This window comes from Aminobacterium sp. UBA4987, assembly GCF_002396985.1.
Lineage (GTDB): Bacteria > Synergistota > Synergistia > Synergistales > Aminobacteriaceae > Aminobacterium > Aminobacterium colombiense.
Genome location: NZ_DGZF01000004.1, coordinates 1,907 through 27,271 on the forward strand (window position 1 = coordinate 1,907; position 25,365 = coordinate 27,271).

Sequence of the window (25,365 nt, forward strand, 5' to 3'; positions counted from 1 at the left end):
CCGGAGCGCTTCCACCTGCACTCGTATGGGCGAAGCCTATCCTGACTTTTACCATGTAAAGACCCCATGGGGAATAAAGCGTTTCCGTATGGGAGACCGGTGTACCAACCCCCTGGACTCGTGGCCTGACCCTGAGGTCTACCTCCACTACCCAAGCCGCCAGATGCTGGCCTATATGGATATACGGAATTTGAACCGGACGTGGCCTGGACGGCCCAATGGAGCTATCACCGAGCGCACGACATGGGCAATGACACAGCTTATACGCCGGGAGAAGGTGGATATGGCCGTAGACCTTCATGAAGCGGAGCTCGAGTATCCAGTGGAAAACACCATCGTAACCCATGAGAAGGGGCAATCTGTTGCGGCCATGACCTCCATGGTGCTCACGGCGGAACTCTTCGAAGTGCCCCTGAGCATGGAGTTCTCGCCTCAGGCCCTTCACGGCCTTTCCCACCGGGAGATCGGTGACCATACGGACGCCATGTCTCTGCTGGTTGAGGTGGCGGAACCCATGATAGACCGTATCCGGGGCATTACAGATGAATATCTGCTCATGACTGGCCGGGACGAGTTTGTGATGAAGGCCGGAGAGCACAAGTTGCTCTATGCTCCCATCGACGAGCGGGGCTGGCCCATCGATGTGCGGGTGGGGCGTCATTCCTCGACCTTCCAGAAGATGCTTGAATTCTATTCACTGGAAGCTCCTGACCGCGCTGTCATTATCTCAGGGGTGCCGGGCTATACGGAGGTTATAGAGAACACATTGGGGACATATTTCCATGATCCAAAGCAAGCTCCGCCTGAGAAGGTCTTCTACGATTAGTGAAAAGATAATTGGTTTTCGGAATGGCACCACTACTAAACAAGGAGGGAAAGAGTATGAATTCCAGGATGCTCAGGATAGTAACAACTGTGGCCCTTGCTATTTTCCTCACCAGTACACTGGCGTCTGCATGCACCACCATTATGGTGGGGAAAAAAGCATCTGTTGACGGATCTGTCATGGTAACTCATACGTGCGACGGCTGGTATGATAACCGTGTCAGGGTCATCCCCGGCGAAACTCATAAAGCAGGAGAAATGACTCCTGTCTATAAAGAAATATGCCATGGAACCCGACCAGACAAACCCCTGGTCGAGGTTGGAGAAATTCCTCAGCTCGAAGAAACGTACACCTATTTCCACGTAGGGTATCCCTTCATGAATGAACATCAGCTCATCATAGGCGAAGATACCTGGAGCGGACGGGATGAGAACTTCTGTGACGCTGGCTGGATGATGATCGAGCAGCTTGAGGTCTTCGCACTTCAGCGCGCCAAAACAGCCCGGGAAGCGATCCAGGTTATGGGCGATCTTGCTGAAAAGTACGGCTATGGCGATGGCGGCGAGACTTTGACCGTTATCGACAAAAATGAAGCCTGGATGTTCGATATTTGCGGCCCCGGTCCCCTTTGGACCCCTGAAAGCGGCAAGCCCGGCGCCATATGGGTTGCCCAGCGCGTGCCCGATGATTGTTTCACCGTAACAGCAAACCGTTCCCGAATTGGCGAAATCCACTGGGATGATAAAGAAAACTTCATATATTCTTCCAGTGTAAAAGATTTCGCGAAAGAAATGGGCTGGTGGAAAGAGGGCGAAAAATTTGTTTTCCACAAAATATACAATCCTGTCCCCTATGGGACTCCTTATTACCAGCAGCGCCGCGAGTGGAGAGTCATCAGCCTTCTTGCCCCCTCCCTCAAGATCGAAGAAGATGCGGCTGAAATGTATCCTCTAATGATAAAACCTGACAAGAAGATTTCTGTAAGGGACCTTATGGCTGTGAAGCGGGATTACCTCGAGGGGACTCGCTTTGATCTCACCCAGGGAATAGCAGCCGGCCCCTTCGGAAACCCCAACCGCTACCCAACTCCTAGTAGTGTACGACCAGAAGACAAACAGAACGTTGACTGGACCCGGGCTATATCCATGTTCCGCTGCTCCTACAGCTTCGTAGCTCAAGCACGGGACTGGCTGCCCGATGCTATTGGCGGCATATTGTGGTTCGGAGAAGACGCTCCTCATTCCACAGTGTACATGCCTATTTACGCTGGCGTAACATCCCTACCAAAGAGCATTACTGAGGGGAAACGGGCAGAATTCGATAGGAACTCCGCATGGTGGGCATTCAACTTTGTTTCCAATTGGGCTGATCTCAAGTTCAGCTATATGATCAAGGATATTAAAGAAGCCCAGAAGGCTTACGAAGACGAGTTCTTCATGTACCAGACAGTTGTAGATGAAGAAGCTGCAGCCCTCTACAAAGAGAGTCCTGAAAAGGCCAAGGCCTACCTCACGAAATACACGAACGACAGCATCAACAAGGTGGTTGACGGCTGGTGGAAATTGAGCTGGAAGCTCGTCGGCAAATATTCTGACGGATATATTACCTACCCCGACGGGAAGCAGGATTCTGTAGGATACCCTACAGAGTGGCTTAAGGCTGTTGGTTTCGGAATAGAGGAATCCGAACCCAAGAAATAGGTTTCTACAGATCAAAAAGGGGCTGCAGGAATGTTCAGCAGTCCCTTTTTGATTCCCCAAATATTATTTCGCTAATTTCACTATTACCCCCAAGGGGGTAGGGAAAGGTTCTTCAGGAGAAGGACCTACAGCCTCTCTGGTTTCGTCGAATTCCATTTCATAGAGAAGGCGGCTGATCTCAAGATCCAATGGATCATCGGTTTCGTAGGGAATAGCGAAGCGCAAATACCCAAACTGTTCGGCAAAATAGCTGAAACTCAGATTGCCTTTTTCTTTCATCATGGCCGCAATCAATTTTGCCAAAAACTCCTCGTCATCGAAAAAAGGAGTGGAACTGGCAAGAACAATCGCTTTAAAGCTGCCTAAAAGCATGGACCTGTTCCTGAAATTGCAAAGAGACACCCCTGCCCGAATGGCAAAATCTCCTTCTGTTTGACGGGCTACAAGATCCTCCATGGATTGAGAATAACCGAACACTGCCGTAAATCCTAAAGACAATCCTTTTCCCCGCCCTGGAATGATCATACAATCCCGAAGGAATGGCCCGGCAAAGCCAATGCGTGGGCTGGAGAGGCAAAAAAGTTCACTTCCAAGGGACAAGGAAAGAGATGCCAGAGCAACAAGTTCACCGCTATAAAGATGGTTCACCGATACGGGCCGATAATCCATCCCCATTGGCAGCCACGACGCGATATCCAAATCAAGATTAACGTTCCAGTATGGAAGGTTCTTCATCGTTCACATACCCCCTTCCCGAGAAACAATTTGTATAATATAACGCACTAGCCTTGTCTCCACAAGCGCTGAATTACTGGTCTGCTATACTTAAAAAAATCTTTTGAAATAGGAGGACCTAGATGGCTTACGAATCATCTTTTCTTGAGAAAGAATCTGTTATTCGACTGATTCCGAAGCTATCTTTCCCCGCCATGGCAGGAATGATCGCCCAGGCTCTTTATAATGTCGTGGATGCGATCTTCGTTGGGCGGGGCGTTGGGATGCTGGCCGTTGCCGGAATATCCATCGCTTTCCCCATTCAAATGATCATTATGGCAACAGCTCAAGTTATTGGAGTTGGCAGTGCCTCTATTATCTCACGAAGTCTCGGTGAAAAAAATAGGGACAAAGCAGAAAAAACTTTAGGGAATCTTATGGGCGCAACACTAGTTTTTAGTGCTATAGTGGCAACTCTTGGACTTTATTTTCTGGAACCGGTCCTTCGGATTTTCGGAGCTACAGATGCCATTCTGCCCTTTGCAGCCGCTTATATGAAAATATTGTTTCTGGGATCTGTCTTTTTTGCCTTTTCCATAGCCTGCAACAATGCTGTTCGCGCTGAAGGTAAAGCTTCCTTCGCCATGATAACCATGCTCATTTCCGCAGGGGTTAACATTGTTCTTGATCCCATATTCATCTTCGGGTTTGGAATGGGCATTCAAGGAGCCGCTATTGCTACTGTCATCGCTCAGACATCTTCTGCCCTATGGCTAGGCTGGTATTACATTAGAGGGAAAAGCGAAGTTCCCTTCCTGTTCAAAAACATGCGGCCTAACTATAAGATTCTATACGAAGTGACAGCAATAGGCCTGTCCGCATTCCTCAGACAGGGAGCCGCAAGTATTTCACTGGTGGTCATCAACCGCCAGCTTGCCTTCTGGGGTGGCGATGCTGCCATAGCTGCCATGGGGATACTCCTTCGAATAACCCAGTTTGCTGTCATGCCTGTTTTCGGCCTTGTCCAAGGGCTTCTTCCCATAGTAGGGTACAACTACGGTGCAAGACTCTTTTGCAGGGTTACTACAGCCATGAAGCTTTCTATTGCTATCTCTTCAGTCATCTGTACCCTATCGGGATCCCTTCTCTTTTTTGCTCCCCAGATACTGATCTCTCTATTCACTAACAATAGAGAGGTTATGCCTCTTGGAATCAGCGCTTCCAGATATATGGCCGTCGGCTTTCCCCTTATAGGGTTTCAGGTCATGGCTTCGGGTTTGTACCAGGCCATTGGCAAAACTGTTCCTGCCCTCTTTTTATCCTTGCTTCGGCAAGTATTGATCCTTATCCCCCTCGTTCTTTTCCTTCCGTATTTTTACGGATTGCTTGGGATATGGACAGCTTTTCCCATTTCTGACATACTAGCCGCTATAATAACGCTGGTTCTTTACAGAAAGGATATAAAAAGGCTTTCAACTCTCTGCGCAGAAAAGGCACAGCTGAATAAAGGAGAATAGATTCCATGCTTGAAGCTGCAGTAACATGGCTTGTAATAACAATTGGCAAACTCGGATACTTAGGCATAGTTTGCCTCATGTTCCTTGAGTCTTCCTTTTTTCCCTTCCCCAGTGAAGTCGTAATCCCCCCTGCCGGGTATTTAGCCTTTCTAGGGGAAATGAACCTTTTTCTTGTAATTTTTATGGGAATTCTGGGAAGCATTCTCGGGGCGCTCTTTAATTACTGGATTTCCCTCCGATTTGGACGGCCATTCTTTCAGAAGTATGGACGATATTTCTTTATCAGCGAATCAACCCTGGATAAGGCTGATGTTTTTTTTGCCCAACATGGCCACATCAGCACTCTTATCGGCCGCCTGCTGCCGGGGATACGACAGTATATATCCCTCCCCGCAGGTCTTTCTCGTATGCCCCTTTTTCCTTTTTGCCTTTTCACAGCCATTGGCTCTGGCCTTTGGGTTGCTGTTCTCGCCTTTGTAGGATATTGGGTTGGGAATAATAAAGAGCTAGTCTCCCAATATCTTCATAATGTCACTATTCTGGCTATTGTTCTCTGCCTTCTATTGGGAGGGCTTTATGTCTTCCGTGTGAAGCAGAAAAAATCCCGGTAGGCAAGAATACACCCCAGTACAGGGACTACTCGTCACTTAATGCAAGAGTTGCCATAAGAAGATGAGTATACATCGCAGGAACCTGTTGAACGCTTTGAGCAAAAGCTTCGCCTATACCACGAGCCATTTCATAATATTCTTTATTGCCCGTTCTCTTATTGAAGCGCAACAGATTCATCATGGCAACGGAATTTCCGGAAACCATAACGCCATCTTCCCCACTCCACGGTCTGAAGAAAAGAAGCTCATCTAAGCCCGAGTTCATAAAATATCCGCCCCGTTTCGGGTCGTAAAAAATATCATTCATGGAACGAAGAAGCCTCATCCCTTTCTCACCATAGCCCTCCTCCCCTGTTGCTTCTTCCAGCTCTAAAAGAGCTCTGATGAAGAAGGAATAATCGTTGAGCAACCCCGGAATATGGCCTTTGCCGCCAGCCACAGAGTGGTAGACTTCTTTTTCTTGATAAACAGCCTTTTCCAGGAGAAAATCAACTGCAATTCGGGCTGCTTCTATGAATTGTCTTTCTTCAAAGATCCGCCCAGCAAAGGCCAGGGCCTCAATCATCAAGGCGTTCCAGTCCGTTAGAATCTTTCTGTCACAGTGAGGCCGTACTCGCCTGTTTCTCGCTTCAAAGAGCAGGGCTCGGGATTTTTGTAGGCTTTGATCCAGTTTTTGAAGCTCAATATTATATGTGGCGGCAAGTTCTTCAAGTGAAGCCGAGAGAGCCAGGACATTGCCTTCCCCATGAATGTCATAGGCCTGTAAAAAAAGCTGACGGTCCTCTGAAGGCACCAGCCTGCGGATCTCCTCTTCTGTCCACACATAAAAACGTCCTTCCACTCCTTCACTATCGGCATCCTCCGCTGCAAAGAACACTCCTTCCGGGGATCGCAGGTCTCGCAGAACATAAGCGGCTATTTCAAAGGCTATTTTCTTGTATATATCCCTGCCTGTCATTTCCCAGGCCGCTGTATAGGCCTTGAGAAGAAGAGCCTGATCGTAAAGCATTTTCTCGAAATGGGGGATCTTCCACTCTCTATCTGTAGAATATCGGGCAAATCCGCCTCCCACATGATCCCGTATGCCCCCCACAGCCATACAGTCAAGTGTTTTCTCAACCATTTTGATGGCCTTTTCCTCTTTAAAAATCTTGCCGTATTCAAGTAAGAAAAGAAGAACGGGGGGCATTGGAAACTTTGGAGCTTTCGAAAAACCACCCCACAAAGGATCAAAGTTTCGGCTCAATTCCTGAAAAGCCTTCTTTGCTGAGTTTCTGTCAGGGCATGTCCCCTTTTGATTAGCCATCCCTTTTTCAAGGGCATTCATAATGCTTTCCGCAGACGTAAGCACATCCTCTTTTTGCATCAGCCAGAGCCATTTGACCCGGGGAACCATGTCCATAAGGCCGGGGATCCGGCCCGAAGTTTCTTTAGGGATATAACTTGCGGCAAAGAAAGGTTTCCCATTGGGTGTGAGAAAAAGGTTCAATGGCCAGCCGCCGCTCCCGTTCATAATCAGGCTTACTGCCATACAGACATGGTCAATATCAGGGCGTTCTTCCCTATCGACCTTTATGGAAACGCAGGCATCATTCAGAAGCTGAGCCACTTCTTCATCGCTGAAGCACTCTTTTTCCATCACGTGACACCAATGGCAGGTGGAATATCCTATGCTGAGGAAAATAGGCTTATTTTCTTCCAGTGCCTTTGCAAAAGCCTCTTTACCCCAGGGATGCCAATCTACAGGATTATGGGCATGTTGGAGAAGGTATGGGCTTTTTTCAGTAATTAATCTGTTCTCCTTATTTTTCATCACAACACCTCTATTGGTTCAACAAACGACAAGACTACTGTCAAAATAAGCTCAACGTCACGTATGCGGCAAAAATAGCCGCAAGGACTGACAGAATCAATCCTCCTCGAAACCACGAAAAAAGGGCTGCCGTACCAATGCCCGCTAACGTAGGCATCATCATTTCAGAAGATGATTCTACTATTCCCCTCACAATAAGGACACCGAGGGCCGTGTAGGGAATAGCGAAGAGAATTTTTCTCATAAAAGGGGATACCCTCTTTTCAGAAAGGGCCAAAAAGGGGCACAGCCTGGGAATATAGGTCACCAAAAGCATCCCGGCAATAAGAGGCAAAGAACTTTTCATATCTTATCTCCTTCACAGGAGTCTTTTAAAAGGAAAGGCCCTGCAGTGGAGCTTATGATGATGGCTGTAATAAGTTTCCAGCCATCTGGAAAAAACTTCAAAGCGTCAAGGGCAATATAAGTGAAACCAGATAGGGCAGCGAGAGTAAGGGCTGCCATTGACTTTTTGATTTCTGGCGTAAGTATGGCTGTGAACATGGCATAGAGACCAACTCCAAGGCTGATTTGGACTGTTTCGGGCAAAATTGTTCCCACCACATAGCCTGTCGCTGTTCCCCCTATCCACGCTCCGTGGGAAATTCCATTTAACGCCAGCAAAAATGCAGAGGTAAGCTTGCCCTCTTGCAAAGACGCTACCGAAAATGTTTCATCTGTAATGCCAAAGGCTATAATGGGCAGCCATTTCTTATTTATATTATTGAGACGGGCAGCCAGGGAGGCGCTCATCACCATATGACGCAGATTCAAAAGAAATGTGGCTAAAACAATGTCTCCTGTGGCTATGCCTGCCCTCAGTAGATCAAGAGCCATAAACTGGCTCGCTCCAGCAAACACGAGGATGGAAAAGAGGCAGTTCTCCCCAAAAGGCACCCCTACATTACGGGCTAAAAGCCCAAAGGCCATGCCGATAGGAAAGTATCCTATCACGATAGGGAATCCTGCCTTAAGCCCATCATAAAGGCCTTTTTCTTGTAGTTTGTTCATCTCAAGGAGCCTCTAAAAAAGAGAGAGGATGTCCTCTATTTTGTCGAAGGTGCGCCATGCCCCTGAGATTTCAAGTTCACGAGCTGAGAAATTACCCGTTGTCAAACCTATACCCCGTACTCCTGCGGCCACTGATGTCATCATGTCGAGGTCAGTATCCCCTACATAGAACACTTCTTCGGCTCCTGCGCCTAGAAGTTCCATGCTCTTGTTCAAGATGTCCGGAGCAGGCTTTGGATGTTCCACATCCTGAATGCCTATAATATGCTCAAAAAAAGCATCCAGCTTCTGAGACTCTACTACCGGACGGGCATTCTGACGATTCGATGCCACTGCGAGGCGGATTCCTTTATCACGCAGGGATTCTAAAAGAGGGAACGTGCCAGGGAAGACCCGAATTCCAGCATATTCCTGCTCAACAAAAAAACTTCGGTACTCTGTAAGCCATTCCTCTTTAAACTCACCCCAGAGGTGTAACCATGAATCTCGAATGGGCATCCCTATGGTCTTCAAGACTTCTTCTCTCGTAACATTACGCAACCCATGTTCCCTTGCAAGACGATTCGTGCTATTGGTAATGGCATAGCTGCTGTCTGCCAGGGTCATATCGAAGTCAAAAATAACAGCTTTTACCACGTTCATTCCACCTTACTTTAAAGAATTCTTTTACATAACATAAGAAATCTTTTTGATTTCAGAGCATACTACCCTAACCTAAGGGAAAAATCAAAAATTTTCTTTATCTCTCAGACTTTGTTTACTATTATAGGCTTAAGTTTTCTATAAGGGGGGACTTCTAATGTCATACAAAAAAATAAAACCATTAAGAGCACTTTTTATAGGATTTGGCCATGTGGGCCAGCAAATTGCCAGAATCCTCACCAGAGAAAGGGATAATTTTCCAGGTCTTGCCTCCCTTGACCTCAAGACCATCGCCATTATTGGGAGGTCGAAAGGCAACCTGGTCAATGAAAAAGAAGGAGTGGACCTCCGAAAAGCCCTCGACGAAGTTGAAGAGATGAAAACATTTTCCTCGTCGAACCCTGACAGAAGAGACATTTCCGCACTAGAAGCCGCACGCTCCCTTGACTATGACGTTCTCATCGAGCTTTCCAACCTCTCAATCGAAAACCGGGGGGAACCGGCAATAAGCCATATTCGATCAGCGCTGGAAAGAGGGCGCCATGCTATAACGGCCAACAAGGGACCTGTGGCCTTTGCCTACAGCGAACTCAAGGGTCTTGCGGAAAAAATGGAAACTTCACTCCTTTACGAAACTACTGTTATGGATGGAGCTCCAGTCTTTAACATGGCACGTTGCTGCCTGAAAGGGTGCACTGTCAAAGGAATTGAAGGGATTCTTAATTCTACTACTAATTTTGTTCTTTCCAGGATGGAAGAGGGACAATGCATGGATGATGCCGTAAAAGAAGCTCAGAGGATAGGCATAGCGGAAGCTGATCCAAATTACGATCTGGAAGGATGGGATTCGTCAGCAAAGATCTCGATTCTTGCCAACGCCCTCATGGGAGCATCCATATCCCCCTTCCACGTAGACAGAAAAGGCATTGCCGGTCTGAGCACTGAGGATGTTGAAAAGACTCTGAATTCAGGAAAAAGGCTAAAACTCATCTGCAAGGCCTGGCTCGCGGGGAAGGATGTGAGAGCAAGTGTCAAATTAGAAGAGATTCCTTCGAGACACCATTTTAACCTGGTAATGGGAAGCGGATCTGTAATCACCATCGAAACGGATCTCATGGGACCCATAGTATTAACCCAGCAAAATCCCACTCTTTATGATACTGCCTATGGCGTATTGAGTGATCTTATGACTCTATCGTCCACCATGGAAACCGGTGTGCAAACAGACAGCATTAACTCTTTACTGTAGAATAAGAACGGTCTTAGCGAATTATTCTGGGAGGGTCATCTATGGTAAGTTTGCCCCGTATTGTTCTGTATCAGAGAATCTCAGAACTTGAAAGGGAATTATATACTGATGCTCAAAGGGAACTTTGTACGTTCTTCGTCCCCACAAGTAGAGACAGAAAAATATTGCAAGACATTCTTCTTCCGAAAAGTACGGCAGGGGACAGTTCTCCTATTATCTGGAGATGGGAAGATCTGACCCGCCACCTTGAAATACTTCTCGCGGCCAGTTGCGAGGAGTTGCGTTTTCGACGCCAGATCGACCCACCCGACCACTGGCTAATCGTTCGCTATATTTTACATGACTTCCTGGATGGACACCCTGAGAAAGAGCAGCTGCCTCCCGGAATTCGTCAGCCCGGATTTATTTCTACCCTAGGGGATCATTTCCGCGAATTGCTTCGAGAGGCTATCTCTCCTGAAATTCTGGGGAGGTCCCTCGGCTGCGACGCTTGCCAAAAAAATAATTGTACGAAAACTACCGCCCCAGAAGGCATTTTATGCCGGCTGTTTCATCTTTACGTTGAATATCTGGAAACCTGGCATCTTATGGACAGTGCCCAAGTCACCCTCATAGCCCTTGAGCTTCTTCAGAAAGGAGAGCCATCCCTCCTTCAGTGGATAAGGAGCCGCCGCTTCATATTTGTCGGCTTTCTCAGTTTCAGTTCAAGCCAAATGGCCCTTCTTTCTTATATGTCTTCAATAGGGGTGTCTATCTCTTTATATTCTCCCAACACCGGTATCGATGACTTTTACACTACAGTGGACCAATTCCCATCAGCTCTAGTGGAGGGAACCCGATCTTCGGGCCCCTTCAAGGCACTCCGCATAGTAGCTGGCTCACCTCGAATGGAAATGGAGACTCTGGCTCGGGAACTGGTCCTCTGGAAAAACGAGAAGGGCTATCTGTCAGGCCAGGATATTCTACCTGCCGAAACTCCGTGGCAAAATATTGGCATGGTTTTTGACGCTCCTCTTTTACCTCTCGCGGAAGAGGTACTGCAGCGATATCGCATCCCTTATTCAATAAATGAGGGCCTCACGGTGGGACAAACTGCACTCTGGGATATAGCCCGTCGGATCTGGAATGCCGGTGAACATGGATGGCCTCTCGGAGAAACCTGGGATATCCTTCGCGAACCCTGTCTGGCAGGAAGGGAGATAGCAACTTCACCACCCGCTGATATCTTCACTCTTAATGAGAAAGAGTGGATCGGTTTCTTGGAGCACGCAGCTCCTGAACGAGGGTTAGACTCTTTTAAAAAGATGTGCCTTTTTGCAAAGACCATAAAAAAAGGCGGCACTCCCGTGGAAATACTATCTGCTCTTTATTCCCTGGCTGCAGAAAATCCCTCGTGGGGAAAAGAGCTTTCTCTCTGGGCTATGGACCACCCAGAGTTTGACGAATCTATCCGCCGTCTTCAGGCAGCATTGCGAGAGACAGAACATAAGGTTGAAAGTCTTGGAGAGCTTCAAGACCGTATTGGACCTGCGGGGCAGGTTCGGTTCTCCGGTTCTGAAGCCATCTCCTTTCTTCATCACTGGACATCTATGGCTACTATATGGCTTCCACCGGCGATAAAAGGGGCCCTTTCTCTGTTTATAGGAACTCCTCCAGTTCTTGAAAAAAACTCTCTCTGGATCATGCCAAACATCACTGCTTCCATCTGGCCGGGGAAAATGAGCGAATCCTCCCTTCTTCCCGACAGGCATAAATTGGCGCTGCATGACTTAACAGGTACGGAACGAGGGCACCTCCCCCTTTTAAAAGAAAAAAGAGATCAGAGGGAAGCTCTGTTCAGACGTCTCGTTGCCTGTGGAGAAGATCTGCTTATTCTCTCCTCTCCTTCAACAGATGCCCTAGGAAAACCCCTTCCACCCTCTCCATTCTTAGGAAAAGGGGTTTCTGAGAACTGGATATCCTTCCCTGACGACATGGCTCCTCTGGAGAGGTCACTCAGTCATCTCCTTCCTCAAAACGAAGAAACCATGGTGCAACATGTGGAGATAGGGGAAGACGCTTCGCCCTATGGAGGGATATTACGAGAACTGCCTACGTTCAGAGGTGATGCCCCTGAACCATTGAAAGGACATTTGAGCGCTCTGGACGATTATGAAAGTTGCCCCTTCCGCTTCGTCAACTTGAACGTGCTTAAAATAGAAGAGCCAGCCGAACCTGGACTGGATGTACGAAAATGCGGCAGCACCCTTCACCTTCTCTGGGAAAGGGTGTGGCAAGCCTATGAGCAGACGTCTCGCCCTCTTTCTTTATTGGCCCGACAGTATTGGGAAGAAACCCTGGAGGAAAGTTACCCTGAATTGCTGAGAGTTCCCCAACTTGCCAGACATAAGGAGTTACTTTTACAACAAGTGACAGGGCTGGCTGATCTTCAGCAATCCATGGAAAACAACGGCCTGGCAGGGCTCCGGCTTAAACAGTTCAGGGAATTGGATCTGCCTATTCTAATAGTGGACGGGGTTTCTTTCACTGGAAAGGCCGACCGCATTGAATACCTTCATGACGGAAGAATTCTTATTTTTGACTACAAGCTGGGAAAAAGTAACGGACGGAACAAAAGCTTACAGCTGGCGGCCTATGCCCTGGCCCTGCTGGAAGGGAAAGGGAAGAAAACGCACCTTCCGGTAACCGGCATATCAGGGGGCTTATACCTTTGTCATGGCGATACTTCTGTGGCAGGAGCCATTGAAGGGGAAGACCTCCAGAATATAACCGGGGGGAAAAATGGCCGAAGCAACAATGCCCTGGAAACGCTCTTCCTTGAAGCGCAAGGGGCTCTTGAACGCATGGCTGCAAGTCTGAAGACCGGCGTTTTCCCACCCTCCTATGGTTCGGAAACCTGTCGCTACTGTTCTCTTAATCTTATGTGCAGAAAAAGCGAACTTGGGGGCCGAGGTGAAAATGATGGAAATGACGAAAATGAATAGTGCTTTTACGCAGCTTCTAAAAGAAAGAACTCAGCCAGGCCAATTCAAGGCCATTACTGCTGACGCGCCTCTTGTAGCAGTGAGTGCGGGAGCCGGAACGGGAAAAACCTGGACCCTCGCCTGGCGTTTTATATGGATCCTCGTCACAGGAAGGGCCGACACAAACGAAATCCTTACTCTCACTTTTACAGAAAAAGCAGCTCTGGAAATGGCGGAACGAATAAAAAATCTGCTCTTACAACTTGCCATGGAACTACCGTCCCAAAAGGTTTTTTTTCAAAAGGCGGCAGATCGTATCGATGAGGGGTATATTTCTACCATCCACTCCTTTTCTATGAGGGTTTTGAAGGAGTGCGGCCTGGCAACGGAGCTGGATCCGGAATCGGGAACCGTTGCTCCTCCCCAGGAAAGTCTCTTCTGGAAAGAAACGGAAGAGGCCCTTGACCGATGGGATGGAGACTGGTTTGCCAAAAGCTCCTCCCCCCCATGGGCCCAACGGACCGCTAAGCTTTTCTCTGATCCTCTCTTTATGGATAGTGTCAATACTTTCGGACCAAATGCAACAGTGGATCTGGCTAAGAGCTCCCTCGCTCTTTTTGCCAGCCAGGGGGAGACTCCAGAAGACCTGTGGTTGTGGGGCTCAGACCTTTTTTCCAGAGATCAGGACGCTGTTGACACAGCCAAATTAACGCTCTTTAGGCGATGGGAAGATGAATGGCATCGCTTTCTTCAACCTGAATTGGGCATATTTTACAACCTGAACGAGCTGGGAGGGACTGGTAAACTATGCGGCAATGTCAGAAATCTCATAACCCGATGGCAGCAGCAGCCTTCTAAAGAGAATCTGCCGCACTTTATCCAAAGCCTTATAGAGGGGTTAAAGGGTGCCAGTGGAAAACTTGCTAACGAAATAGCCTTTCATCTGAAAGAACCTGTTTCCCAATATCGCAACCGCCTCATAAAAGAAGAACCTTGGATAACTGTCTTCACTCAGGGATTTGATGAAAAGGAACAGGCATATCGAAGCTGTCTTCTTAGTTTTTCCGCCATTCTCTGGCAATTATGGGATGAATTCCGACGAAGAAAGAACCGTCTCTCTTTCGACGACATGATTCGCTATGCCATGGAAGCCCTTGAACACAGTCCTTCATACGCAGAGCGTTTTAAAGAGATCCTTGTGGATGAGTTTCAGGACACCAACCCTCTCCAGGACCGTCTTATCCAGGCAGTACGAAGCCATAGCCAGCGCCTTTTCATTGTAGGGGACCTGAAACAATCAATCTATCGATTTCGCCATGCAGACCTCTCTCTCTTCGGTTCATACATCAAAAAAGCTAAATACGGACCTGGAGACTATATCCTCCTCGACACAAGCTTCAGAAGCAAAGAAATTCTTGTTCAGGAGGTAAACGATCTTTTTTCTTCAGTCTGGAAAGATGGTCTAGGGCAGGAATTGCCCCTTCCCTTCGAGCCCCTGGAAGTCCCTCACTATCTTTCTACCCATGAGCTCCGTCAGCAATGTACCGTAGATCCCTTCCTCACCTATCTCGAAGGAGGCAAGGAAGGCGAAAAGATACGTGAAGCACGGCTTCGCCAGATTAGGCGGATCGCCCTTCTTTTCTCTCAATATTACGAAGAAAAGCGAACAGTCTGGGATAAACAGAAAGAATGTCTCCGTCCAGTGCAGTGGAAGGACATGGCCATTCTTGTGCCCTCCCGGACAAGCTGGTTCCCTCTTCTAGAAAAGATATTTTTTGAGGAATTTCAGCTTCCCATATACTTTGAAGGAAGTACAAGCTACTTTTCAAGAAGCGAAATACAGGATCTCATAGCCCTTCTCAACTTCCTTGACGACCCTGGAAAGGAACTGTACCTTATGAGCTTTCTCTCTTCACCCTTATCCTCTCTTTCTCTGGAAGAAGTCAGGGATCTTGCCCTCGATGCACCTAAAGGATACCGCCTCCAGGCTTTTCAGGAAAAATGGCCTCATCTTGCGCGGCAAATAGATGACTGGCGTTTGATGGCCCATTTCCTCGGGCCGTCTGCCGTTCTGGCATCCTTTCTTGAGAAAAGCGACTCCTTCCTTAGAGCTTTCCCGGCGTGGAAAAGACGCGGCGTGGCAGCGAACATGCGAAAAGCTATCGATATGGCCCGAGAGTTTGAGGAAGCTATTGGCACAAGCCTTCCCGGCTGCGCCTCTTATCTGAGGGAGGCCATGGAAAGACAGGAGAAGTTTGCGGAACCCGATGTTTCCAACGAGAAAGAAAACGTCATCAGAGTAATGACCGTCCATGGCTCCAAAGGACTGGAATTCCCGGTGCTGGCTGTTCTCGGTCTCGAAAGAACTAGCAGTGAAGGAGAGAAAGGAAGCCTTATGCCATCCCCCAAAATGGGCGTTGCCCTCAGCCATATTCCTGGCGAAAGGAACTCTGGGCAAGCTCCCCTGGCCTGGTCCCTCTCACGCCTTTTTGAAGAACAGGAAGAATATGAGGAATGGCAGCGTCTTTTTTACGTGGCATGTACACGAGCTCAAGATAGCCTCATCTTGTGCGGCCATCTTCCATGGAGAAGGGGCGGATATTCACCGGGGGATCGTTCTTGGCTGAAAATGCTGCTGTCTTGGAATCCCGAACTGCTTCCATTGATAGACGAACCGGCTGCTAAGGCAGGTGTGGCTAAAGAAGAGAGAGAACGCTCTCATAAGTACAGCAGTGTTCCCCTCCCTTCTTCTAAACAACAGTATCTGGCAAGAATCAGCGCCACATCTTTTGCTCTTTTTCAATACTGCCCATACGCCTACCGCATGAAACACCGTCAGGGCCATGAACTGGTCTGGGAGCAGCCTGGAGAATATCCCTCAGAGGGCGGCGCAGATGTGGGAAGTCTGGTCCACTATCTGCTCTCCCAATGGGATTTTGCATCTAAACCTCTTGAGTCTTTCTTTCCTGAAGAGGAGAATTGGGGTGCTTTCACAGAAACACTGCCGGGGAAACTCAGGGCCGTGTGGAAACGCCCCCGAGTACCCTCACATATCTACTCCTGGCTCCTCTCTTTTCAGCAAGGGGCCATCGTCGGCAGAATCCTTAAAAATAACCTGACCGTCAAGAAGGAGGTCCCCTTCCGAGCAGATTTAGTCAACGGCCCGACCATGGTTGGAGCCATTGATCTTCTGTGGCACGAAAATGACATGCTGTTTATTCGGGATTTTAAAATAACCACTATTTCCCAGGTTCCAGAAAACCTTTACAGAGACCAGTTAGCCTTTTATGCCCTGGCCATGAAAAAAACCCTTTCTGTGCCGCTAATCTCTCTCGGTTTCTGGCATCTGAGGGAAGGAACAGAAGAACTTCTTTCTTCTTTAGAAAGGGAGGACTGGGATCAGATAGAAGGAGAGGTCAGAAAAATGGCCCGACAGGCCCTATCCGGTCCCTTTAAACCTGTTAAAGGCCGCTGTTCTTTTTGCCCTTTCAAAGGGGAATGCACATGGCCCCATAAATAGGCTGCTATAGGTTTTCCCAGCTCTTGAATCCTTTGCCCAGAACTTCTGATGCATCATTGACAGACATAAAGGCTTTGGGATCCTTTGCGGCCAGGAAGTGTTTCAATGTTACCATTTGCCGGGGCTCGAGCAGAGCCAGCAACACGGTTCTCTCCTGCCCCGAGAAACCGCCCTCTCCCTGGAGCAACGTAACTCCCCTGCCAAGATCCTTCGTGATGAACTCAGAAATCTCATGGGGATAATTCGTAATGATAAACACCTGCTTGCGCCGGTCAAAAGAACGGGACGTATTATCCACCACTATACCGTAAACATAGAGCGCGGCTACTCCATAGATTGAAGCCTGAATGCCAACAATGAAGGCAGAAAGACCCAGTATTAACGTATTAACACAAATAGAAAACTGCCCCATTTCAATTCCGTAACGCTTACGTAACGCCATTCCCGGAATATCTATTCCGCCGGTAGATCCACCTGCTCTGAAGATAATACCCGTTCCGAATCCCTTGATAACACCTGCAAGAACCGCCGCCATAAACTTATCCTCCAAGTTTAGCTGAGGTATAAACTCAAAGACCTTAACTAAAAAAGCAATAAGGGAAACAGAGTAGCCTGTCCAAATGACAAAACGAGGGGATAGTTCCCGCCATGCCCAGGCCATCAGGGCGCCGTTAGCTGTGAGAAGCACCCATGCCGGAGAAATTCCCCATATGTAGTTGGAAAGAACAGAAAGTCCCGCTACGCCGAGGTCGGGGAAACGATTTGGCATTACAAAAACCACCATGGCAAAAGCTATAAGCACATCTCCCGCCGTAACGGCAAGAAAGGTCCGCCACTCTTTACGAATACCAAAAACTAAACGAAAAAAAGATTCTTTTATAAATCCTTGAAAAAAGCCTTTCAATCACCATATCCTCCTTACTCTTTCATTTATTCTAGAAATGAGCAATCACTGTAACGCAGAGTCTTTGCAAAAGCAATAGACTTCCATATTTGATATAATAATAGGGTTGCAACAACAGAATAGAAAGGATGTGAGGCCGTGTTCATACCCCTGGAAGGTCAGGGAATCATTTCCGCAGAAAGAATCGTCGCCATTGTTCGCCACGGGGACGAAACGGCCATTTACATGAAAGACGGATCTGTAACCGCCACCGGCTTTAAACCAGAAACCCTGTCTAGACGATACCGTTCTTTCGTAAAAGAATCAAGGCGTAAAGCTTCTGAATTTAAGCAAAAGCTCCAAGGAGGAGGTTCCATATATGACAACATCGGCTAAACAGTACACGGCTAAAGATATTCAGGTGCTCGAAGGCTTGCAAGCTGTTCGGAAACGCCCTGGAATGTACATTGGAGACACAGGGCCCAGAGGCCTTCATCATCTCGTGTACGAAGTCGTCGACAACTCGATTGACGAAGCCATTGCCGGCTATTGCGATAAAATCTCTGTCGTAATCTATGAGGATGAAAGTGTTTCAGTAGCGGATAACGGGCGAGGCATCCCCACCGAACCCCATCCTTCAAGCGGCCGTCCTGCCTCTGAAGTGGTACTTACTATTCTTCATGCTGGGGGCAAATTCGACAATCAGGCCTACAAAGTGTCTGGCGGCCTGCATGGAGTGGGAGTTTCTGTGGTCAATGCCCTCTCAGAATGGCTCGAAATCACTATTCAAAGGAATGGTCTGTCCCGTACTCAGCGTTTTGAGCGGGGGGTACCCGTTACAGATCTTTCGGAGGGTGAACCTTCAACCCAGACAGGAACATATGTGAGGTTCCATCCAGATACAACGATCTTCGAAGAAGTAAGGTTTTCATCAGATATTTTATCAGGCCGTCTGAGGGAAATGGCTTTTTTAAACCCAGGCCTTGCCATAACTCTGGAAGACCGCCGCTCTGGCAAATGTGTAGAATTCCACTACGAAGGCGGCATTAAAACCTTTATAGAATACCTGAACAAGGGGAAGAGCCCTCTCTTTCCGGAACCAATCGTAATTGCCGGTGAAAAAGACGGCGCTTCTGTCGAAATGGGAATTCAATACAATGACGGCTACCTGGAGCGCATATTTGCTTTCGCCAACATGATCCATACTATTGAAGGCGGAACCCACGTCGCAGGCTTTAGAACTGCTTTGACCCGCGCTGTCAACGAAGTTGCCCGTCGGGCCAAGATCCTTCGGGAAAAAGACGAGAATCTTTCTGGCGAAGACCTTAAAGAAGGGTTGACCTGCGTTCTCTCTATTAAGTTGTCCAATCCCCAATTTGAAGGACAGACCAAAACGAAGCTGGGGAACAGCGAGATTAAGGGCGTCACGGACTCTGTCGTCTACGAGGGCCTCCTCGCTTATCTGGATGAACATCAGGAAGTTCTGAAGCCGGTGGTGGAAAAGGCTATTCGAGCCCGACAGGCAAGGGATGCCGCAAAGAAAGCAAGAGAACTGGTGCGAAAGACAGCCATGACCGGAATGAACCTTCCGGGCAAACTGGCTGACTGCTCAAGCAGAGATCCTCACGTCTGCGAAGTGTACATCGTTGAGGGAGATTCTGCTGGAGGCAGTGCCAAACAGGGACGGGACAGAGGTTTCCAGGCCATCCTTCCTTTACGGGGAAAGATACTGAACGTAGAGAAAGCCCGTTTTGATAAAGTGCTGAGCAATAACGAGATCAGAACTATCATTCAGGCTCTGGGATGCGGCATAGGAGAAGATTTTGACCACAGCAAGCTACGCTACAACAAAATAATTATCATGACAGACGCTGACGTTGACGGAGCCCACATCAGCACGCTTTTGCTCACCTTCTTCTACCGTTACATGCAAGACCTTATTGATAAAGGGCATCTCTATCTTGCCCAGCCTCCCCTGTATCGCGTACAGCGGGGGAAGAATGTCACCTACTGTTATAGCGAGAAGGAACTGCGGGACATTGTCGATTCCACTCCTGACTCAAGAAGAGCCTCAGTGCAGAGATATAAGGGTTTAGGCGAAATGAACCCCGACCAGCTCTGGGAAACAACCATGGATCCCCAGAACAGGGTCCTCAAGCGGATAGAAGTTGAGGATGCAATGCTGGCGGATGAGTACTTCAGTATTCTCATGGGCGACAAGGTTGAGCCCCGCCGCGATTTTATTGCTGCCCATGCTCACGAGGTAAGGAACCTCGACATCTAATATTATGAAATGATTATGGTCAATAAAGGGGCGCTCTGAACAGAGCGCCCCTTGGTTTTTATTTATTCAGCTGCACCTCAATGGATTGTTTCTTCCAGAAACCTCATGAAATTACCACCTATGATCTTTACAACCTCTTCTTCACTGTATCCGCGGGCCAGCAGCTCCGCCGTAAATTCTACACATTGGCCATATCCTTTGATGCAATCATAGTTAAGGTGGGGGCCAGGTTTTGAGAAATCCCTCATCTCATCGCAAAAGTCAAAGCCAAGCCCTATATGTTCTATCCCTACAAGGTTTCGAATATGGTCAACATGGTCAGCGAGATCTTTTTCATTGAGAAGTTTTTTTTCGGGGTCTCCAACAAAGGAACTGCACACATTCATCCCCATAACGCCTCCGCGGGAAGCAAGCCTTTGTATAAAGGCATCAGGAAGATTGCGCATGGTGAAAGTGAGATTTCGGCAATTTGAGTGGGAAGCCATGACTGGCCCCTCGTAAAAGGCAAAAAGATCTTCCACTCCCTCATCGTTGAGGTGGCTGATATCAATGTACATTCCCAAGTCTACGGCCTTACTCACTACTTTGAGCCCCAAATCTGTCAGGCCGCCTTTTCTGCCTTCCTGGACGGGGCTGAAAAAACATCCGTCAGCAGCATAATTTCTGCGACTCCACGTAAGGCCTGCTCCACGAACCCCCAACTCATAAAAGACTCGCAACAGGGAGAGGTCGTTCCCTATTGGTTCAAGACCCTCAAAAGAAAGAAGAATGGCGAGCTCACCCTTTTTATGAGCCTCTTTGATCTCCTTTGTATTGCGGCAAATAGAGAAAAGCCCAGGACTCTCCTCGATTTCTGAATAAAGGGCGCTTACAAGATCAAGGGCCCGGCGAAGGCCCATCTCTGGCAGAAACTCATCTGGGATAAAAAGGGATGAAATAACAAGCCCCACACCACCCGCCCATAATGAGGGGAGATAGTCTTTTTCTATCACGTGGGTTTTTCCTTCCTGTCGTTTTGCCAAAACAAGGGGAAGCAAATCGAAGTGGGCATCCACAACAAAATTATGCTTATGGAGTTTTTCTGCCTGCTTTAAACAAAAAGTCATATCTTTTTTTGGGCAATCGTTCATAAATAATGCCTCCGTTTTTATAGGTACATGGCTAGGGATGCGAAGTGTTTTTCCCTTAAATTATAGCCCCTCTCGCAAACATTGTTGTATAGTATGTTTATATTATGTTCATTATGGAGGTGCGTCATGCAATTAATCAATGACCCATCACTCTTCAAAGGTCAGCCCCATGTTCGAGGTTTTATGCTTTTTGAAGACACGGATCTCCCTGAAGAGATAACATCATACAGCCATTTAGCCTCTCAGTGGCGCAAAAAAGGCTTTCTTCAGTTCGTCCCAAAGGTAAAAGAACCTGAACAGTGGATTGCCGTTATCGGGTTAGGAAAAAAACCTGATAAGAAATCGGCACAAAACTCCCTCTGCCGGAACATGACCGCAGAATTCGTAAGAAAAGGAACGGCTATGCAGCTCTCATCTTTCATTCTCGACTTGCCGGAAAAGCCGGATGCCTGGGTAAGCAGAGCCATAGCAGAAGGAGCAGTTCTTGGAAATTACCGCTTTACCAAATATCGCACCACCGATCCTTCCCCGGCTGCTCAATGTGAACGTTTTTGTCTTTGCAATGGCGACGCTAGGGCCATGAACCACGGAAGACTTGCGGCAGAAGCTCAGGTTTACGCCCGCAATCTGGCGAATGAGCCTGGGAACGTTATTTCCCCCCTTACTATGGCTTCCCTTGCTAAAGAGATAGCGACACGTCACGGCATGGAGATTACCGTATTTGATGAGCATGAGATTCAGGAAAAAGGTCTTCACGCTCTTTGGCATGTTGGAAAAGGGTCTAAGACTCCCCCGCGACTTGTTCATATGGAGTACAGGCCAAAAGGAACACCCCTGGGGAAAATTGCCCTTGTAGGGAAATGTGTCACCTTTGATAGCGGGGGACTTTCTCTTAAAACAAGTGAAGGCATTATGACCATGAAGGGCGATAAGTCCGGCGCCTGCAACCTATTAGGCATAATGAACATTCTGCCTGAACTGAACTGCCCTTACGAAGTACACGGACTTTTTGGCGCAGTAGAGAACATGCCCGACGGAAATGCCTATAGGCCTGACGATATTATTAAAGCAATGAATGGCAAAACTATCGAAATAAAGAACACCGATGCTGAGGGGCGTGTTACCCTTGCCGACATGCTGGCCTACACTTCCACTCTCAAACCCGATGGAATAATAGACATGGCAACTCTCACAGGAGCAGCCACTGTAGCCTTAGGCAACTATACTGCCGCCCTGATTTCCGACTGGGATGATTTGAGCGCGGATATTTTAGAAGCCGCAGAAAAGGCCGGAGAAAGATTTCACCGCTTCACTATGGATGATGAAAAACTTAGGGAGCAAATAAACACACCCAATGCCGATGTGGCAAACACTGGCGGCCGAGGCGGCGGAGCCATAACTGCCGGAATGTTCTTAAGAGAATTCGTTGATCCCCAAATCCCCTGGGTCCATATGGATATCGCCTCTGTAGATTACTACGACAAGGATTTTGATTGCTATGCCTTTGGCGCTTCAGCCTTCTCTCTCAGAACATGTCTTGAATATCTTATGAAACCTGTCTTTAAATAAAAAAAGACGTGTACTCTTTCAGGGAATGACGCATGTTCCCGTCTCGCCCTCTCGTGGGCTCTGAGCAGATCATGGAGTTGAGAACCGCTTCTTCCGCGGCTTCCACCACAGCCCTGAAGACCATGTCCATATTATTTTCGTTGAACATCTCAAGAGCGCAGACCGGGGCCGTTTCATAGTGAAAAAATCGATTGGCGGTAGAAAAAGCTAAAGCTATTTCCCCGCTTCCATTTCCTATATAGGTTCCTGTTCGTGTAATCCCGACGGAAGAACGGCGGCACAGTCGTTTCAGCTGCCGTTCTGTCATGGGGATATCTGTGGCAATAACAACAATGACAGAGCCCCGATCTTCCTGGGGCGGTTCAATAGAGGCTATCTTCTGCCCTACTTTACGGCCATCCACCAGCAAATCTCCCATTTCTCCAAAGTTGGAAAGAACAAGAACGCCAAGGGTAAAAGCCGCCCTCTCAACCTGGATGATTCTGGAAGCAGTACCTATGCCCCCTTTCAATTGATAACAGGACATACCGCATCCAGCCCCCGCAGCCCCTTCTTCAAACTCCCTGTTTGCGTTGGCTATAGCTGTCAGTACATGTTCTTCCCGTACGTGAAGTCCCTGGATGTCGTTAAGAAAACCATCGTTACACTCGCAAACCACAGGATTCACCGTGCCGGTTTCCCGGCCGATATCACGGTTATCTTTTAGCATATAACGAACGAGAGCTTCAGAGACGGTGCCGGTATTTAATGTATTGGTGAGGAGAATTGGCGTTTCGATAGTGCCCATTTCCTCTATTTGAATGAGTCCCACTGACTTCCCAAAACCATTGATAATGTGACACGCAGCAAAAAGCTTTTCTCTAAATAAATTCCCGCCATGGGGTATCACCGCTGTAACCCCTGTGTTTATGCCTTCTCCCCTAAGGGTGCAGTGCCCTACCTTTACTCCCGATACGTCTGTAATGGAATTGAGGGCTCCCCGTTTCATATGACCTACATGAATGCCATAATCGGAGATACGCTTCTGACCAAGCATCTCTTTCCTCCCCTTTCCAGGCAAAATGGCGAATGTAGTACTCGCACCAGATGGGTACCACGTTTATAATCATTAACAGACATTATAATATATTGTTATAGAGGTGATCTCTTTGAAAATCTATATCAGTGTAGATATGGAAGGCGCCACTGGAATAGTAAGCTCTCTTCATGTAGAGGATAGTGCCCCGGTGGAATATGCTTTTGGGTGCAAAATGCAGCTCCATGACCTGCGAGCGGTAATAGATGGAGCCCTGGAGGCAGGAGCTACAGAAATCATTGTAAACGATTCTCATGAGCGTATGATCAATGTGGACGTTTCTTCACTCCCAGAAAAAGTCCGCCTTGTTTCAGGAAGCCCTAAAGCCCTCGGCATGATTGAGGGAACTGAGGGCTGCGATGGCATCTTCTTTGTAGGGTATCATGCTATGGCTGGAACGTCCGGCGCCATTCTAGACCACACCCTTTCAGTCAACACAGTCTTCAATGTCAAGCTCAACGGCACACCTGTGGGAGAAACAGGGCTCAACGCCGCTGTCTGCGCAGAAAAGAACATTCCTGTAGCCCTCGTTACGGGGGATAAAGCCGTTTGTAGGGAAGCTCAGAGGCTTCTTGGTGAAGATATTACAATCTGTACTGTAAAGGAAGGGCGATCGAATAGCTGCGGCACTCTCTTGCCCCCCTGCGAAACATATCCTCTTTTAAAAAATGCGGCTAAAGAAGCCGTATCGTCCATTCGTGCCCGCAAGGCCCCTGTTCTGAAGATCTCTTTGCCCTACTCCCTCGAACTTACATTTAAACATACTCGCCAATGTGACGAAGTATCCTATATTCCGGGAGTCAATCGCATTGATGGACGAACTGTGATGATGAAAGGTGAATCCATGGAAGAAATGAGGCGATGGATAAGTGCGGCAACATCCCTGGCAGAGTCTGTCAGACTTTAACCATACTTTTTTCGTTTCAATTCAGATTGTCCGGCTTCCTATAGAACTGACACTCTGCCGCGAGCACTCATTTTTAGCACTTTAGTTCTCTGGTGTGACGATGGGCTCCTTTCCTAGTCTCTGGAATAGCAGTTCATACAAATTATCAACGTCTTTTTTTCTCAGACACTGGATAAGCCTTTCGTGGCTTTCCACACTGGCTTTCATCTGCCATTCTTTATAAAGCCACCTGTGAAAAGAACATCCAATCTGGTAGGAAAGGTTTCTAAGCATCTTTTTGGTCCAGTAGCAGTCATCTTTTGCCAGTGAATGAAGATGCATATGAAAGGCCATTTCCTTTTCGGCAAATTCAAAACCTTTCTCATCACCCTGAAGAGAGCTCTCCATTATCATTCGCAATTCTTTATTCAGGGCCTCTGCCCGGTCTAACTCTTCGTCGCTAGGCCCTCCAAGGGCAATTATAGATTCGAAAAGGCTATGTTCAAGGAGGGTGCGCAATTTGTTGATTTCGAAAAATTCCTGTTCACGAAAGTCAGCAACAAACCATCCTCTGTATTTAACAGAAACGATCAACCCTTGCTCTTCCAGCTCCTTCAAAGCTTCACGAATCGGCGCTCTGCTTATCCCCAATATTCGTGAAAGCTCTCTCTCGCTTACTTGATCGCCGCAACACAAGGTCCTGTTTTTAAAGATCTTATCCCTGATATGGGAAATGACAAGGCCTTTTAGCGGTTTCCCTGCATTGGAAAGACTGTTCTTCTCTTTTACCATGATCCCTTCCTCCATTTTATTTGGCCAGAAAAGGATAGATCCGCAGCATGACAGACTTGCCCGCCTGCCCCTAGAAACCATCCCAGACAGCGGACAAGTCCTGTCGCCTTATCAGAAATATCTTTTTAAACACAGCCTTAA

General features: G+C 47.8%; 20 protein-coding genes. 11 read left to right on the plus strand and 9 right to left on the minus strand.

Annotation, left to right across the window (positions count from 1 at the left end):
- A partial coding sequence (locus tag B2U56_RS01435) for a succinylglutamate desuccinylase (RefSeq protein ID WP_286951783.1) occupies window positions 1-826 on the plus strand: 826 nt, incomplete at its 5' end.
- 56 nt (window positions 827-882) lie between these two features.
- Window positions 883-2,526 (plus strand): dipeptidase, encoded by a 1,644-nt coding sequence (locus B2U56_RS01440; RefSeq protein WP_286951785.1) that lies wholly within the window; start codon window positions 883-885, stop codon window positions 2,524-2,526.
- 63 nt (window positions 2,527-2,589) lie between these two features.
- Here the strand turns inward: B2U56_RS01440 and B2U56_RS01445 are convergent, their stop codons facing one another.
- A complete protein-coding gene (locus B2U56_RS01445; RefSeq protein ID WP_213700134.1) occupies window positions 2,590-3,261 on the minus strand; it encodes a hypothetical protein in 672 nt (223 codons plus the stop codon).
- A 122-nt stretch (window positions 3,262-3,383) separates the two neighbouring features.
- Here B2U56_RS01445 and B2U56_RS01450 point away from each other — a divergent pair, with 122 nt between their 5' ends.
- Together B2U56_RS01450 and B2U56_RS01455 are read left to right on the plus strand one after the other, a co-directional pair.
- Entirely contained in the window at window positions 3,384-4,757 is a 1,374-nt protein-coding gene (locus tag B2U56_RS01450; protein ID WP_286951788.1) for an MATE family efflux transporter, read from the plus strand.
- 5 nt (window positions 4,758-4,762) lie between these two features.
- Window positions 4,763-5,368, plus strand: coding sequence for a DedA family protein (locus tag B2U56_RS01455; protein WP_286951790.1), 606 nt, complete (start codon window positions 4,763-4,765; stop codon window positions 5,366-5,368).
- A gap of 25 nt (window positions 5,369-5,393) precedes the next feature.
- Here the strand turns inward: B2U56_RS01455 and B2U56_RS01460 are convergent, their stop codons facing one another.
- The 4 genes from B2U56_RS01460 to B2U56_RS01475 are packed head-to-tail and all read right to left on the minus strand — an operon-like array spanning window position 5,394 to window position 8,867.
- On the minus strand, window positions 5,394-7,181 hold the full coding sequence (locus B2U56_RS01460; RefSeq protein WP_286951793.1) for a thioredoxin domain-containing protein: 1,788 nt from the start codon (window positions 7,179-7,181) through the stop codon (window positions 5,394-5,396).
- A 40-nt stretch (window positions 7,182-7,221) separates the two neighbouring features.
- A complete protein-coding gene (locus tag B2U56_RS01465; protein WP_213700138.1) occupies window positions 7,222-7,527 on the minus strand; it encodes an AzlD domain-containing protein in 306 nt (101 codons plus the stop codon).
- On the minus strand, window positions 7,524-8,231 hold the full coding sequence (locus tag B2U56_RS01470; RefSeq protein ID WP_286951796.1) for an AzlC family ABC transporter permease: 708 nt from the start codon (window positions 8,229-8,231) through the stop codon (window positions 7,524-7,526). Before B2U56_RS01470 ends, B2U56_RS01465 begins: the two co-directional genes overlap by 4 nt.
- 12 nt (window positions 8,232-8,243) lie before the next feature.
- Window positions 8,244-8,867, minus strand: a complete 624-nt coding sequence (locus B2U56_RS01475; RefSeq protein WP_213700141.1) for an HAD family hydrolase — start codon at window positions 8,865-8,867, stop codon at window positions 8,244-8,246.
- Window positions 8,868-9,030: 163 nt separating this feature from the next.
- Here B2U56_RS01475 and B2U56_RS01480 point away from each other — a divergent pair, with 163 nt between their 5' ends.
- The 3 genes from B2U56_RS01480 to B2U56_RS01490 are packed head-to-tail and all read left to right on the plus strand — an operon-like array spanning window position 9,031 to window position 16,605.
- Window positions 9,031-10,122, plus strand: a complete 1,092-nt coding sequence (locus B2U56_RS01480; RefSeq protein ID WP_286951798.1) for a homoserine dehydrogenase — start codon at window positions 9,031-9,033, stop codon at window positions 10,120-10,122.
- A 41-nt stretch (window positions 10,123-10,163) separates the two neighbouring features.
- Window positions 10,164-13,106, plus strand: coding sequence for a PD-(D/E)XK nuclease family protein (locus tag B2U56_RS01485; RefSeq protein WP_286951800.1), 2,943 nt, complete (start codon window positions 10,164-10,166; stop codon window positions 13,104-13,106).
- Entirely contained in the window at window positions 13,081-16,605 is a 3,525-nt protein-coding gene (locus tag B2U56_RS01490) for a UvrD-helicase domain-containing protein (protein WP_286951802.1), read from the plus strand. The genes B2U56_RS01485 and B2U56_RS01490 overlap by 26 nt, the downstream gene beginning before the upstream one ends.
- A gap of 4 nt (window positions 16,606-16,609) precedes the next feature.
- Here the strand turns inward: B2U56_RS01490 and B2U56_RS01495 are convergent, their stop codons facing one another.
- The gene (locus tag B2U56_RS01495; protein ID WP_286951804.1) at window positions 16,610-17,509 is read right to left on the minus strand and encodes a YitT family protein; all 900 of its coding nucleotides are present in this window, start codon (window positions 17,507-17,509) and stop codon (window positions 16,610-16,612) included.
- A 138-nt stretch (window positions 17,510-17,647) separates the two neighbouring features.
- On the opposite strand from B2U56_RS01495, the gene B2U56_RS01500 reads away from it, so the two are divergent.
- Both B2U56_RS01500 and gyrB read left to right on the plus strand, forming a co-directional pair.
- Entirely contained in the window at window positions 17,648-17,884 is a 237-nt protein-coding gene (locus B2U56_RS01500) for a hypothetical protein (protein WP_286951806.1), read from the plus strand.
- On the plus strand, window positions 17,868-19,772 hold the full coding sequence (gyrB, locus tag B2U56_RS01505; RefSeq protein WP_286951808.1) for a DNA topoisomerase (ATP-hydrolyzing) subunit B: 1,905 nt from the start codon (window positions 17,868-17,870) through the stop codon (window positions 19,770-19,772). The genes B2U56_RS01500 and gyrB overlap by 17 nt, the downstream gene beginning before the upstream one ends.
- 77 nt (window positions 19,773-19,849) lie before the next feature.
- On the opposite strand, the gene B2U56_RS01510 is transcribed toward gyrB, so the two are convergent.
- Window positions 19,850-20,902 carry a dipeptidase gene (locus tag B2U56_RS01510; RefSeq protein WP_286951810.1) on the minus strand — a complete coding sequence of 351 codons (1,053 nt, stop codon included), beginning with the start codon at window positions 20,900-20,902 and terminating at the stop codon, window positions 19,850-19,852.
- A 126-nt stretch (window positions 20,903-21,028) separates the two neighbouring features.
- Here B2U56_RS01510 and B2U56_RS01515 point away from each other — a divergent pair, with 126 nt between their 5' ends.
- Entirely contained in the window at window positions 21,029-22,471 is a 1,443-nt protein-coding gene (locus B2U56_RS01515) for a leucyl aminopeptidase family protein (protein ID WP_286951812.1), read from the plus strand.
- Here the strand turns inward: B2U56_RS01515 and B2U56_RS01520 are convergent.
- Window positions 22,464-23,507, minus strand: coding sequence for a P1 family peptidase (locus tag B2U56_RS01520; protein WP_286951813.1), 1,044 nt, complete (start codon window positions 23,505-23,507; stop codon window positions 22,464-22,466). The genes B2U56_RS01515 and B2U56_RS01520 overlap by 8 nt on opposite strands.
- A gap of 103 nt (window positions 23,508-23,610) precedes the next feature.
- On the opposite strand from B2U56_RS01520, the gene B2U56_RS01525 reads away from it, so the two are divergent.
- Window positions 23,611-24,453, plus strand: a complete 843-nt coding sequence (locus B2U56_RS01525) for a M55 family metallopeptidase (protein WP_286951815.1) — start codon at window positions 23,611-23,613, stop codon at window positions 24,451-24,453.
- A gap of 81 nt (window positions 24,454-24,534) precedes the next feature.
- On the opposite strand, the gene B2U56_RS01530 is transcribed toward B2U56_RS01525, so the two are convergent.
- Window positions 24,535-25,224, minus strand: a complete 690-nt coding sequence (locus B2U56_RS01530; protein ID WP_013049030.1) for a GntR family transcriptional regulator — start codon at window positions 25,222-25,224, stop codon at window positions 24,535-24,537.
- Window positions 25,225-25,365 lie beyond the last annotated feature (141 nt).

Excerpts from the sequence above, each read along its gene's own strand:
- B2U56_RS01440 (WP_286951785.1), top strand. The coding sequence starts at position 883 with ATGAATTCCAGGATGCTCAGGATAGTAACAACTGTGGCCCTTGCTATT.
- B2U56_RS01445 (WP_213700134.1), bottom strand. The coding sequence starts at position 3,261 with ATGAAGAACCTTCCATACTGGAACGTTAATCTTGATTTGGATATCGCG.
- B2U56_RS01450 (WP_286951788.1), top strand. The coding sequence starts at position 3,384 with ATGGCTTACGAATCATCTTTTCTTGAGAAAGAATCTGTTATTCGACTG.
- B2U56_RS01455 (WP_286951790.1), top strand. The coding sequence starts at position 4,763 with ATGCTTGAAGCTGCAGTAACATGGCTTGTAATAACAATTGGCAAACTC.
- B2U56_RS01460 (WP_286951793.1), bottom strand. The coding sequence starts at position 7,181 with ATGAAAAATAAGGAGAACAGATTAATTACTGAAAAAAGCCCATACCTT.
- B2U56_RS01465 (WP_213700138.1), bottom strand. The coding sequence starts at position 7,527 with ATGAAAAGTTCTTTGCCTCTTATTGCCGGGATGCTTTTGGTGACCTAT.
- B2U56_RS01470 (WP_286951796.1), bottom strand. The coding sequence starts at position 8,231 with ATGAACAAACTACAAGAAAAAGGCCTTTATGATGGGCTTAAGGCAGGA.
- B2U56_RS01480 (WP_286951798.1), top strand. The coding sequence starts at position 9,031 with ATGTCATACAAAAAAATAAAACCATTAAGAGCACTTTTTATAGGATTT.
- B2U56_RS01485 (WP_286951800.1), top strand. The coding sequence starts at position 10,164 with ATGGTAAGTTTGCCCCGTATTGTTCTGTATCAGAGAATCTCAGAACTT.
- B2U56_RS01490 (WP_286951802.1), top strand. The coding sequence starts at position 13,081 with ATGATGGAAATGACGAAAATGAATAGTGCTTTTACGCAGCTTCTAAAA.
- gyrB (WP_286951808.1), top strand. The coding sequence starts at position 17,868 with ATGACAACATCGGCTAAACAGTACACGGCTAAAGATATTCAGGTGCTC.
- B2U56_RS01510 (WP_286951810.1), bottom strand. The coding sequence starts at position 20,902 with ATGAACGATTGCCCAAAAAAAGATATGACTTTTTGTTTAAAGCAGGCA.
- B2U56_RS01515 (WP_286951812.1), top strand. The coding sequence starts at position 21,029 with ATGCAATTAATCAATGACCCATCACTCTTCAAAGGTCAGCCCCATGTT.
- B2U56_RS01520 (WP_286951813.1), bottom strand. The coding sequence starts at position 23,507 with ATGCTTGGTCAGAAGCGTATCTCCGATTATGGCATTCATGTAGGTCAT.
- B2U56_RS01530 (WP_013049030.1), bottom strand. The coding sequence starts at position 25,224 with ATGGTAAAAGAGAAGAACAGTCTTTCCAATGCAGGGAAACCGCTAAAA.